Source organism: Pseudomonas monteilii NBRC 103158 = DSM 14164 (genome assembly GCF_000730605.1).
Taxonomy (GTDB): Bacteria; Pseudomonadota; Gammaproteobacteria; order Pseudomonadales; family Pseudomonadaceae; genus Aquipseudomonas; species Aquipseudomonas monteilii.
Map to the genome: position 1 here is coordinate 34152 of NZ_BBIS01000061.1, position 11698 is coordinate 45849.

The 11698-nt window shown below is 62.0% G+C and carries 11 protein-coding genes; 9 read left to right on the top strand and 2 right to left on the bottom strand.

Annotated elements, in window-relative coordinates; translation table 11 throughout:
• Positions 1-20: 20 nt before the first annotated feature.
• Entirely contained in the window at positions 21-2720 is a 2700-nt protein-coding gene (locus tag PM2_RS26390) for a [protein-PII] uridylyltransferase (RefSeq protein WP_016712937.1), read from the bottom strand.
• Between the two features lie 41 nt (positions 2721-2761).
• Positions 2762-3544: a type I methionyl aminopeptidase gene (map, locus tag PM2_RS26395; RefSeq protein WP_016712936.1), complete on the bottom strand. Its 783-nt coding sequence runs from the start codon at positions 3542-3544 to the stop codon at positions 2762-2764.
• Positions 3545-3891: 347 nt separating this feature from the next.
• Between map and rpsB the strand changes: the two genes are divergently transcribed.
• From rpsB to PM2_RS26440, 9 genes are all read left to right on the top strand, one after another.
• Positions 3892-4629, top strand: coding sequence for a 30S ribosomal protein S2 (rpsB, locus tag PM2_RS26400; RefSeq protein WP_003252287.1), 738 nt, complete (start codon positions 3892-3894; stop codon positions 4627-4629).
• Positions 4630-4814: 185 nt separating this feature from the next.
• Positions 4815-5678 (top strand): translation elongation factor Ts, encoded by an 864-nt coding sequence (gene tsf / locus PM2_RS26405; protein WP_016712935.1) that lies wholly within the window; start codon positions 4815-4817, stop codon positions 5676-5678.
• Between the two features lie 180 nt (positions 5679-5858).
• The gene (gene pyrH, locus PM2_RS26410; RefSeq protein WP_003252294.1) at positions 5859-6602 is read left to right on the top strand and encodes a UMP kinase; all 744 of its coding nucleotides are present in this window, start codon (positions 5859-5861) and stop codon (positions 6600-6602) included.
• Positions 6599-7156 (top strand): ribosome recycling factor, encoded by a 558-nt coding sequence (gene frr, locus PM2_RS26415; protein ID WP_016712934.1) that lies wholly within the window; start codon positions 6599-6601, stop codon positions 7154-7156. The genes pyrH and frr overlap by 4 nt, the downstream gene beginning before the upstream one ends.
• A 15-nt stretch (positions 7157-7171) precedes the next feature.
• Entirely contained in the window at positions 7172-7927 is a 756-nt protein-coding gene (uppS, locus tag PM2_RS26420) for a polyprenyl diphosphate synthase (RefSeq protein WP_016712933.1), read from the top strand.
• Positions 7927-8742 carry a phosphatidate cytidylyltransferase gene (locus PM2_RS26425; RefSeq protein ID WP_016712932.1) on the top strand — a complete coding sequence of 272 codons (816 nt, stop codon included), beginning with the start codon at positions 7927-7929 and terminating at the stop codon, positions 8740-8742. Before uppS ends, PM2_RS26425 begins: the two co-directional genes overlap by 1 nt.
• The gene (gene ispC, locus PM2_RS26430) at positions 8739-9929 is read left to right on the top strand and encodes a 1-deoxy-D-xylulose-5-phosphate reductoisomerase (protein WP_028699980.1); all 1191 of its coding nucleotides are present in this window, start codon (positions 8739-8741) and stop codon (positions 9927-9929) included. The genes PM2_RS26425 and ispC overlap by 4 nt, the downstream gene beginning before the upstream one ends.
• Positions 9930-9962: 33 nt before the next feature.
• Positions 9963-11315 (top strand): RIP metalloprotease RseP, encoded by a 1353-nt coding sequence (gene rseP, locus PM2_RS26435; protein ID WP_016712930.1) that lies wholly within the window; start codon positions 9963-9965, stop codon positions 11313-11315.
• 73 nt (positions 11316-11388) lie between these two features.
• Positions 11389-11698: POTRA domain-containing protein (locus PM2_RS26440; protein ID WP_042132607.1), on the top strand; the 310-nt coding region annotated here is incomplete at its 3' end.

The window sequence follows — 11698 nt, forward strand, 5'->3', positions numbered from 1 at the left end:
TCTCGTCAATCGTCTAATCGTTAAAAGGTCACGCGGGTCGGGCTGGCGTCGCCTTGGCCGGCCTGCAGTTGCTGCACGATGGCTTCCTGCAGGCGGCTGCACAGCTGCGGGTCGGACAGCGGCTGGTTGTCGGCATCGGTGATGAAGAACACGTCTTCCACCCGTTCGCCGAGGGTGGCGATCTTGGCGTTTTGCAGCGACAGGTCGAACTCCAGGAAGATCCGCCCAAGCCGGGCCAGCAGCCCCGGGCGATCGGGCGCAGTGATTTCGAGGATGGTCACCGGGCGCTGGGCATCGTTGAGGATGGTCACCTGTGGCGGGAAGTCGAAGTGCTTGAGCTGGCGCGGTACCCGGCGCTGGATGATGGTCGGGTAGTCCTCGGGGTTGCGCAGCGCTTCGGTCAGGCCGTCGCGAATCTGTTTGACCCGCTGCGGGTTGTCGCCGATCGAGCCGCCGTCGTTATCCAGCACGATGTAGGTGTCGAGGGTGAACTGGCTGCTCGACGTGATGATCCGCGCGTCATGAATGTTCAGGTTCAGCTGCGACATGGCGGCCACCGTCACGGCGAAGAAATCGTGCTGGTCGGGGGCATAGATGAAGATCTGCGTGCCGCCTTCGAATTCGCGCTGGGTGGTTTCCTTGATCAGCACCAGCGGCCCGCCATCGGCGGGTTGCTGCAGAATCGCGTCACTGTGCCAGGCCACGTCGGCGGCGTTGTGCTTGAGGAAGTAGTCATCGCCCAGTTGCGACCACAGTTGCTCGACGTCGTCCGGGTCGGTGCCTTCGCGCACCAGGATGTCCAGCGCTGCGGATTGTGTCTGGCGAATTTGCTCTTCGCGGTCCAGCGGGTTTTCCAGGCCCCGGCGCAGGGCACGCTTGGTCTCGGTATACAGCTGACGCAGCAGACTGGCCCGCCAGGAGTTCCACAGGCTGGGGTTGGTGGCGTTGATGTCGGCCACGGTCAGCACATAGAGGTAGTCCAGGCGTGTCTCATCACCCACGTGCAGGGCAAAGTCGTTGATCACCTGTGGGTCGGACAGGTCCTTGCGCTGGGCGGTGGTCGACATCACCAGGTGGTTCTGCACCAGCCAGACGATCAGGCGGCTGTCCCAGGCCGGCAACTGGTGGCGCTCGCAGAACTTCTTCGCATCCACTGCGCCGAGGTCGGAGTGGTCGCCCTGGCGGCCTTTGCCGATGTCGTGGTACAGGCCAGCCAGGTAGATCAGCTCGGGTTTGGGCAGGCGGCCCATGAGCTTGCTGGCCAGCGGGAATTTCTCGGACACCGGCGTATATTGCAGCTTGCGCAGGTGCTTGATGAGGTTGAGGGTGTGCGCATCGACCGTATAGATATGGAACAGGTCATGCTGCATCTGCCCGACAATCAGCCCGAACTCCGGCAGGTAGCGGCCAAGGATGCCGTAGCGGTTCATCCGCCGCAGGTTGCGGTGGATGCCGATTTCGCACTTGAACAGCTCGATGAACAGGCTGGTGTTGCGGATGTCGGTGCGGAACGTGTCATCGATCAGGTGCCGGTGCTCGCGCAGCAGGCGCACGGTATCGGCACGCACGCCTTTGATTTCCGGGTGCTGGGCCATCAGCACGAAGATTTCCAGCATGGCGAACGGCGTGCGCTTGAACACGTTCGCGTTGGTGGCCTCGATATAGCCATCATGCAGGCGGAAACGCGCATTCAGCGGCTGGGTGGTGCCGCTGTCCTCGTCGGCGAGGATCACTTCCTCGAAATGCTGGATGATCAGGTCGCACAGCTGGCTGATGCTCATCACCACCCGGTAGTACTGCTGCATGAACTGCTCGATTGCCCGCTTGGGGTTTTCGTCGCTGTATCCCAGCAGTGCGGCCAGGCTGCGCTGATGATCGAACAGCAGCCGGTCCTCGGCGCGCCCGGCCAGCATGTGCAGGGCGTAGCGCACCTTCCACAGAAAGTCCTGGGAGGAGGCCAGCAGCTCGTTCTCGCTTTCCAGCAAAAAGCCTTCGCCAGCCAGTGCATGCAGGTTCAGGGTGCCGTACTGGCGGCGCGCCACCCACAGTACCGTCTGGATATCGCGCAGGCCGCCTGGTGAGCCCTTGACGTTGGGTTCGAGGTTGTACTCGGTGTCGTTGTACTTGTGGTGGCGGGCCTTGAGTTCGGCGCGCTTGGCCAGGAAAAATTCCTTGCTCGGCCACATGTGCGTGGTGCTGGTTACCTCCAGCATGCGTTGGCGCAGGGCCTCGGGGCCGGCAATGGTGCGGCTTTCCATCAGGTTGGTGATGACCGTCAGGTCGGCGCGGGCCTGCTCGGCACACTCGTCGACGGTGCGCACGCTCTGGCCCACTTCCAGGCCGATGTCCCACAGCAAGGTGAGAAAACGTTCGATGGCATCGCGGTACTGCTCGTGCTCGGCGGCGCCCAGCAAGATCAGCAGGTCGATGTCCGAATGCGGGTGCAGTTCACCGCGCCCGTAGCCGCCCACCGCAACCAGGGCGATGCCGCTGTGGTCGCCCCAGTCGAACTGGTTCCACGCCTGTTGCAGGATATTGTCCACGAGCCAGGCGCGGGCTTCGATCAGTGGGCGGATTTCGCCGCCCGCGCGAAAACGCTTGTCGAGCACCTCGCCGGCCAGGCGGATGGCTTTCTTGAAGGCGGCGATAGGGCTCGCCTTGAGGGCCAGTTCCGCCTGGAACTGACCGCGGTCGAACAGCTCGGGATCCACCTGGGGCATCGCGTCACGTTCCTGTCGTGGGGTGGCCTGTCGGAGTACGGTCAGGCCGAGGTGCGCGGGATGGTGTCGTCCTTGCGCAGGGTGAAGATCTCGTAGCCGGTCGCGGTCACCACCAGTGTGTGTTCCCATTGGGCCGAGAGCTTGCGGTCCTTGGTGATGGCGGTCCAGCCATCGCCCAGTACCTTGGTGTCGGCCTTGCCCTGGTTGATCATCGGCTCGATGGTGAAGGTCATGCCTTCTTTCAATTCCATACCGGTGCCCGCACGGCCGTAGTGCAGGATCTGCGGCTCTTCGTGGAACACCTTGCCGATGCCGTGGCCGCAAAACTCGCGCACCACCGAGAAGCCGTTCTTTTCCGCGTGCTTCTGGATCACTTCACCGATGTCGCCCAGGCGGCAGCCTGGCTTGACCAGCTCGATGGCCTTGTACATGCACTCCTGGGTCACCTTGGACAGGCGTTCGGCCCATACCGGTACGGTACCGACGTGGAACATGCGGCTGGTGTCGCCGTGGTAGCCGTCCTTGATCACGGTGACGTCGATGTTGAGCGTGTCACCGTCCTTGAGCGGCTTGTCGTTGGGGATGCCATGACAGACCACATGGTTGATCGAGGTGCAGATCGACTTCGGGTAGCCCTTGTAGTTGAGCGGTGCCGGGATGGCCTGCTGGACGTTGACGATATAGTCGTGGCACAGGCGGTCGAGCGCTTCGGTGGTGACACCGGGCTTGACGTGTTCTTCGATCATTTCCAGCACCTCGGCGGCCAGGCGGCCAGCGATGCGCATCTTTTCGATGTCTTCTGCGGTCTTGATGGTGACGGTCATTACAGGCTCTCTACGGCGCCGTATACGGCGCGAACAAACGGGAAAGGCCGGATTCTAGCAGAGCAAGGCGCCGATCGGTCGGGATAAAGGCGGCCAGGCTGCTGTCTATAGCTGGCATTCTGGCGCGAAAGCGCAGGTGCTGCAAAAGCCGCTGACGGACGCAACAGTATCCGGGTTCCGTTCGGCCGCGGTGTGTGGTATAAAATGCGCCGCTTTCGGGGACGACCCCGTCAGTACTTAAACCCACACACGTGTCGACACGATGACCTGGGTGCCCCGAGTTGCGAAATTCGCGGGTTGGTCATTGGGATACGTGGAGGCCCAACCCGACTTATCAAGGAACTATCATGTCCCAAGTCAACATGCGCGATATGCTGAAGGCCGGTGTGCACTTCGGCCACCAGACCCGTTACTGGAACCCGAAAATGGGCAAGTACATTTTCGGCGCGCGCAACAAGATCCACATCGTCAACCTGGAAAAAACCCTGCCAATGTTCAACGACGCTCTGTCGTTCGTTGAGCGCCTGGCCCAGGGCAAGAACAAGATCCTGTTCGTCGGCACCAAGCGTTCCGCCGGCAAGATCGTCGCCGAGCAAGCTGCTCGTTGCGGTTCGCCATACGTTGACCACCGTTGGTTGGGCGGCATGCTGACCAACTACAAGACCATCCGCGCTTCGATCAAGCGTCTGCGCGACCTGGAAACTCAGGCCGAAGACGGCACTTTCGCCAAGCTGACCAAGAAAGAAGCCCTGATGCGCTCCCGCGACCTGGAAAAACTGGATCGCAGCCTGGGCGGCATCAAGGATATGGGCGGTCTGCCAGACGCTCTGTTCGTTATCGACGTTGATCATGAGCGCATCGCGATCACCGAAGCCAACAAGCTGGGCATCCCGGTTATCGGCGTTGTCGATACCAACAGCAGCCCTGAAGGTGTTGACTACATCATCCCGGGTAACGATGACGCCATCCGCGCTATCGAGCTGTACATGACTTCGATGGCTGACGCAGTCATCCGCGGCCGCAACAACGTTGCCGGCGGCACCGAAGTTTACGCTGAAGAAGCGGCTGCACCTGCTGCTGAGTAATAGGCGCTAGCGTCTACTTGGCACGCAAAAAGGGGGCTCTGCCCCCTTTTTGCCACCTTGAAATCCTGCTGTCAGCATCGGCCCCGCATCATGGGCTCGCTGAAATGAAAACAGCGGATTAGCAGAATTGAACGCCCGTGACGAACGGGTGGAATGGTTGAAAAACTTTCCAAGAGGATTTTGAAATGGCAGCAATTACTGCAGCGCTGGTAAAAGAACTGCGCGAGCGTACCGGCGAAGGCATGATGGATTGCAAAAAGGCCCTGGAAAAGGCCGGCGGCGACATCGAGAAAGCCATTGACGACATGCGTGCCTCGGGCGCCATCAAGGCCGCCAAAAAGGCTGGCAACGTCGCTGCTGAAGGCGCTATCGCCGTCAAGACCGACGGTAAATCCGCCGTCCTGCTGGAAGTGAACTCGCAGACCGACTTCCTGGCCCTGCAAGACGACTTCAAGAACTTCGTAGCCGAAAGCCTCGAGCAAGCCTTCGCCGAGAAGCTGACCGACGCTGCTCCGCTGATCGCTTCGCGTGAAGCGGCTCGTGAAGCCCTGGTTGCCAAGTGCGGCGAGAACGTCAACATCCGTCGCCTGGTGCGCGTTGAGGGTGACGTTGTCGGTGCCTACCTGCACGGCAACAAGATCGGCGCTGCCGTTGTCCTGAAAGGTGGTGACGTCGAGCTGGCCAAGAACATCGCCATGCACGTTGCAGCTTCGAACCCAGAGTTCCTGGATTCGTCGGAAATCTCCGCCGAGGCCATCGAGCGCGAGAAGGGTGTCTTCCTGCAGCTGAACGCCGACAAGATCGCCGGCAAGCCGGAAAACATCGTTGAGAACATGATCAACGGCCGTATCACCAAGTTCAAAGCCGAAGCCTCGCTGAAAGAGCAAGCTTTCGTTATGAACCCGGAAGTCAAAGTTGGCGAACTGGCCAAGAAAGCCGGCGCTGAAATCGTTTCCTTCACCTACTTCAAAGTAGGCGAAGGCATCGAGAAGCCAGTCGACGACTTCGCTGCTGAAGTTGCCGCTCAGGTAGCTGCTGCCAAGCAGTAAGACAGCCCCGTCTGTCGCCCAAAAGAGGCTGCCCGCTCACGCGCGCAGCCTCTTTGTCAAAACGGCGAAGGGTTTATAAAACTCGCCGCCGCTGGCACCAAAACGGTGCCACGCTACAGTTAGCAGGCTGCAAACAGCCCGCACGAATTTTCTAAAAGTACGCCGCAGGAGAGACTCGCAATGGCTCAGCAGGTGAGTGGTCGCCAACCTCGCTATAAACGCATTTTGCTCAAACTTAGCGGCGAGGCCCTGATGGGCTCGGAAGACTTCGGGATCGACCCGAAAGTGCTGGATCGCATGGCCCTTGAAGTTGGCCAGCTGGTAGGGATCGGTGTCCAGGTCGGTCTGGTGATCGGTGGTGGCAACCTGTTCCGCGGCGCCGCGCTCAGCGCAGCCGGCATGGACCGCGTCACCGGTGACCACATGGGCATGCTGGCCACCGTGATGAACGGCCTGGCCATGCGCGATGCGCTGGAGCGCTCGAACATCCCGGCCCTGGTCATGTCGGCCATTTCCATGGTCGGTGTCACCGATCATTACGATCGTCGCAAAGCTATTCGCCACCTCAACTCCGGGGATGTGGTAATTTTCTCCGCCGGTACCGGCAACCCGTTCTTCACCACCGACTCCGCGGCCTGCCTGCGCGCCATCGAAATCGATGCCGACGTGGTGCTGAAGGCGACCAAGGTCGATGGTGTGTACACTGCCGATCCATTCAAGGACCCACACGCCGAGAAGTTCGATCACCTGACCTACGATGAGGTCCTGGATCGCAAGCTGGGTGTGATGGACTTGACCGCAATCTGCCTGTGCCGTGACCACAAGATGCCATTGCGGGTATTCAACATGAACAAGCCTGGCGCCCTGCTGAACATCGTGGTGGGTGGCGCTGAAGGTACTCTGATCGAGGAAGGCCAAGCATGATCAACGACATCAAGAAAGACGCGCAGGAGCGCATGGGCAAGTCCATCGAAGCCCTGGCTCGCAACCTCGCGGCAATCCGCACCGGTCGCGCGCACCCAAGCATCCTGGACAGCGTCAAGGTCACAGCCTGGGGTAGCGAGATGCCGCTGAACCAGGTGGCCGCGATCACCGTCGAAGACGCTCGCACCCTGAAGATTGTCGCGCACGACAAAAACCTCAGTGCTGCCATCGAAAAGGCCATCCTCACCTCCGACCTGGGCCTGAACCCGTCCAGCGCCGGTACCACCATTCGCGTGCCGATGCCGGCCCTGACCGAGGAAACCCGCAAGGGTTACACCAAGCAGGCCAGCGGTGTGGCCGAGGATGCCAAGGTCGCTGTGCGCAATGTGCGCCGCGATGCCCTGGGCGACCTGAAGAAGCTGACCAAGGACAAGGAAATCAGCGAAGACGAAGAACGTCGCGCGGCGGACGAGATCCAGAAGCTGACCGACAAGTTCATTGCTGAAGTCGATGCTGCGTACAAAGCCAAGGAAAAGGACCTGATGGCCGTCTAAGGCCGGGGTTTTTTAATGGAAAAGTCCAAGTTGGCGGCACCGTCCTCGGTGCCGCGTCATGTCGCGATCATCATGGATGGCAACAACCGCTGGGCGAAAAAGCGCCTGCTGCCCGGCGTTGCCGGGCACAAGGCGGGTGTCGACGCCGTTCGCGCGGTCATCGAAGTCTGTGCCAAGTCCGGGGTCGAGGTACTGACCCTGTTCGCCTTCTCCAGTGAAAACTGGCAGCGCCCGGCCGAAGAGGTTGGCGCGTTGATGGAACTGTTCTTCTCGGCCCTGCGCCGCGAGGCCAAGCGCCTCAACGAGAACAACATCAGCCTGCGCATCATCGGTGACCGTTCGCGTTTCCACCCTGAATTGCAGGCCGCCATGCGCGAAGCCGAGGCGCTGACCGCCGGCAACAATCGCTTCATCCTGCAGATCGCAGCCAACTATGGTGGCCAGTGGGATATCGCCCAGGCCGCCCAGCGGCTGGCGCGGGAAGTGCAAGCCGGTCACCTGCGCCCGGAAGATATCACCCCGGGTCTGCTGCAGACGTGCCTGGCAACCGGCGAGCTGCCGCTGCCGGACCTGTGCATCCGCACCGGTGGCGAGCACCGCATCAGCAATTTCCTGTTGTGGCAACTGGCCTACGCCGAGTTGTACTTCTCCGACCTGTACTGGCCGGACTTCAAACACGAGGCCATGCGCAATGCCCTGGCCGATTTCGCTTCGCGCCAGCGCCGCTTCGGTAAGACCAGCGAGCAGGTCGAGGCTGGAGCTCGTGCTTAATGCTTAAACAACGCATCATTACCGCGCTGATCCTGCTGCCGATCGCGCTGGGCGGTTTCTTCCTGCTCAACGGTGGGGACTTTGCCCTGTTCATCGGCTTCGTGGTGACCCTTGGCGCCTGGGAGTGGGCGCGCCTGGCCGGGCTCATGGCCCAGCCGCTGCGCATTGCCTATGCCTTGGTGGTCGCCGGGGCGCTGATGCTGCTGTACATCCTCCCGGAGCTGGCACCCTGGGTGTTGGGCGCTGCGGTGATATGGTGGGGCCTGGCCACCTGGCTGGTGCTTACCTATCCGCGCAGCAGCGAGCTGTGGGCCAGTGCCGCCTGTCGGTTGCTGATTGGCCTGCTGGTGTTGCTGCCAGCCTGGCAGGGGTTGGTACTGCTCAAACACTGGCCGCTGGGCAACTGGCTGATCCTCTCGGTCATGGTGCTGGTCTGGGCTGCCGACATCGGCGCGTACTTCTCTGGTCGGGCGTTTGGCAAGCGCAAGCTCGCCCCGCAGGTCAGCCCTGGCAAGAGCTGGGAAGGTGTATATGGCGGCCTGGCCGTCAGCCTGTTGATTACCCTGGGTGTCGGCATCAGCCGCGACTGGGGCTTTGGCCAGCTCTTGCTGGGCCTGCTGGGCGCCGCGTTGCTGGTGATGTCCTCGGTGGTCGGTGACCTGACCGAGAGCATGTTCAAGCGCCGCTCCGGCATCAAGGACAGCAGCAACCTGCTGCCTGGCCATGGTGGTGTGCTGGACCGCATCGACAGCCTGACCGCAGCGATCCCGATCTTCGCCGTGCTGCTATGGGCTGCCGAATGGGGTGTGATGTGAGTCGCCCGCAGCGTATTACCGTGCTTGGGGCCACTGGCTCCATCGGCCTGAGCACGCTGGATGTGGTTGCGCGGCACCCCGACCGCTACCAGGTGTTTGCCCTCAGCGGCTATTCGCGTATCGATGAATTGCTGGCCCTGTGCGTGCGCCATCGTCCGGCGTTTGCCGTGGTGCCAAGCGCCGAGGCGGCCCAGCGGCTGCGCGAAAGCCTGGCTGCGGTCGGTTGCGCTACCGAAGTGCTGGAGGGTGAGGCCGGGCTTTGTCAGGTGGCCTCGGCAGCGGAAGTGGACGCCGTAATGGCAGCCATTGTCGGTGCGGCCGGCCTGCGTCCTACCTTGGCGGCCGTCGAGGCGGGCAAGAAGGTGTTGCTGGCCAACAAGGAAGCCCTGGTGATGTCTGGCGCGCTGTTCATGGAGGCGGTACGGCGCAGTGGTGCCGTGCTGTTGCCAATCGACAGCGAGCACAACGCGATTTTCCAGTGCATGCCCGGCGATTATGCGCGCGGCCTGAGCGCGGTCGGCGTACGCCGGATCCTGCTCACGGCTTCCGGCGGCCCGTTCCGTGAAACGCCGGTCGAGGCACTGCTGGACGTGACCCCTGAGCAAGCCTGCGCGCACCCTAACTGGTCGATGGGGCGCAAGATTTCCGTCGACTCGGCCAGCATGATGAACAAGGGGCTTGAGCTGATCGAAGCCTGCTGGCTGTTCGATGCCGCGCCGGCCAAGGTCGAGGTGGTGGTTCACCCGCAGAGCGTGATCCACTCTCTGGTCGACTATGTGGATGGTTCGGTGCTGGCACAGCTGGGTAATCCGGACATGCGCACGCCGATCGCCAATGCCTTGGCGTGGCCCGAGCGGATCGACTCCGGGGTGGCACCGCTGGACCTGTTCGCCATCGCCCGTCTGGATTTTCAGGCGCCCGACGAACAGCGCTTCCCTTGCCTGCGCCTGGCGCGGCAGGCTGCCGAGGCCGGCAACAGTGCACCCGCTGTGCTCAACGCAGCCAACGAGGTGGCGGTCGAGGCATTTCTTGGGCGGCGTATCCGCTTCCCGGAGATCGCGGGTATGATCGAACAGGTGCTCGACCAAGAGCCCGTCGTGCCGCTGCCATCGCTGGATGCGGTGTTTGCCGCCGACCAGCGTGCCCGGGAGCTTTCCCGTGAGTGGCTGAGGCGTCACGGTCGCTGAAGCCGGCCTGCTGAACATCATTCGGAGATGGACATGACAGCGCTCTACATGATTATCGGCACCCTCGTGGCCTTGGGTGTGCTGGTCACCTTCCACGAATTCGGCCATTTCTGGGTGGCGCGTCGCTGCGGTGTCAAGGTGCTGCGCTTCTCGGTGGGCTTCGGCACGCCGCTGCTGCGCTGGCATGACCGCCACGGTACCGAGTTCGTGGTCGCAGCGATTCCGCTGGGTGGCTACGTCAAGATGCTCGACGAGCGCGAGGGCGATGTGCCGCCTGCGCTGGCCGGGCAGTCGTTCAACCGCAAGTCGGTTCGCCAGCGTATCGCGATCGTCGCGGCAGGCCCGATTGCCAACTTCCTGCTGGCCATCCTGTTCTTCTGGGTGCTGGCAATGCTGGGTACCCAGCAGGTCCGTCCGGTGATCGGTGCGGTCGACAGTGGCAGCCTGGCTGCGTCGGCTGGCCTGACCGCAGGTCAGGAAATCGTCTCCATTGACGGCAAGCCGACCAACGGTTGGTCAGCGGTCAATCTACAGCTGGTTCGCCGCCTGGGCGAGAGCGGCACTTTGCAGGTTGGCGTGCTCGACGAAGGCGCCACTGCCGAGCGCCAATTGCAGGTCAAACTGGACAGCTGGCTCAAGGGCGCCGACGAGCCGGACCCGATCCAGTCGCTTGGTCTGCGCCCTTGGCGCCCGGCGATCGTGCCCGTACTGGCCGAGATCGATCCGAAGGGGCCGGCTGCCGCTGCTGGCCTGAAAACCGGTGACAAACTGCTGGCAGTCGATGGCGTGGCCGTGACCGAATGGCAACAGGTTGTCGACAGCGTGCGTGCGCGCCCGGATGCAAAGGTCGTCGTGCGCGTTGAGCGTGATGGCGCGGCCCTGGACGTTCCGGTGACCCTGGCCCGCAAAGGCGAGGGCCAAGCAGTCGGTGGCTATCTGGGTGCCGGGGTAAAAGGTGGCGAATGGCCTGCCAGCATGCTCCGCGAAGTCAGCTACGGCCCGCTGGACGCGGTGGGTGAGGGCTTGTCGCGCACCTGGAACATGAGCGTCCTGACCCTTGAGTCGCTGAAGAAAATGCTGTTCGGAGAGCTCTCGGTAAAAAACTTGAGTGGACCGATAACCATTGCTAAAGTGGCGGGCGCTTCGGCCCAGTCCGGCGTGGGGGATTTCCTGAATTTCCTGGCCTACCTGAGCATAAGCCTGGGGGTTCTTAACCTGCTGCCCATCCCGGTACTGGATGGGGGGCATTTGCTGTTTTACCTGGTCGAGTGGGCGCGCGGTCGTCCGCTGTCGGATCGGGTGCAAGGTTGGGGGGTCCAGATCGGTATCAGTTTGGTCATAGGGGTGATGTTGCTCGCCCTGATCAACGATCTGGGTCGACTATAAAGCTTCGCTCAATTGCGAACCTGCCGTGTTGTCGCGGCGGGTTGTTTATTGCCAGTTGGAATAAAAGGACTTCATGAAACGTCTGCTGCTAACTGCGGTCATGTCCGCACTGATGATCGCTGAAGTTCACGCCGAGTCCTTCACCATCTCCGATATTCGCGTCAACGGCCTGCAGCGGGTTTCCGCCGGCAGTGTGTTCGGTGCCCTGCCGCTGAACGTCGGCGACCAGGCGGATGACCGCCGCCTGGTAGACTCGACCCGTTCCCTGTTCAAGACTGGGTTCTTCCAGGACATTCAGCTGAACCGCGATGGCAATGTGCTGATCATCAACGTGGTCGAGCGCCCGTCGGTGTCGAGCATCGAGATCGAAGGCAACAAGGCGA

Excerpts from the sequence above, each read along its gene's own strand:
- pyrH (WP_003252294.1), top strand. The coding sequence starts at position 5,859 with ATGGCTCAGCAGGTGAGTGGTCGCCAACCTCGCTATAAACGCATTTTG.
- PM2_RS26425 (WP_016712932.1), top strand. The coding sequence starts at position 7,927 with ATGCTTAAACAACGCATCATTACCGCGCTGATCCTGCTGCCGATCGCG.
- uppS (WP_016712933.1), top strand. The coding sequence starts at position 7,172 with ATGGAAAAGTCCAAGTTGGCGGCACCGTCCTCGGTGCCGCGTCATGTC.
- PM2_RS26390 (WP_016712937.1), bottom strand. The coding sequence starts at position 2,720 with ATGCCCCAGGTGGATCCCGAGCTGTTCGACCGCGGTCAGTTCCAGGCG.
- tsf (WP_016712935.1), top strand. The coding sequence starts at position 4,815 with ATGGCAGCAATTACTGCAGCGCTGGTAAAAGAACTGCGCGAGCGTACC.
- map (WP_016712936.1), bottom strand. The coding sequence starts at position 3,544 with ATGACCGTCACCATCAAGACCGCAGAAGACATCGAAAAGATGCGCATC.
- rpsB (WP_003252287.1), top strand. The coding sequence starts at position 3,892 with ATGTCCCAAGTCAACATGCGCGATATGCTGAAGGCCGGTGTGCACTTC.
- frr (WP_016712934.1), top strand. The coding sequence starts at position 6,599 with ATGATCAACGACATCAAGAAAGACGCGCAGGAGCGCATGGGCAAGTCC.
- rseP (WP_016712930.1), top strand. The coding sequence starts at position 9,963 with ATGACAGCGCTCTACATGATTATCGGCACCCTCGTGGCCTTGGGTGTG.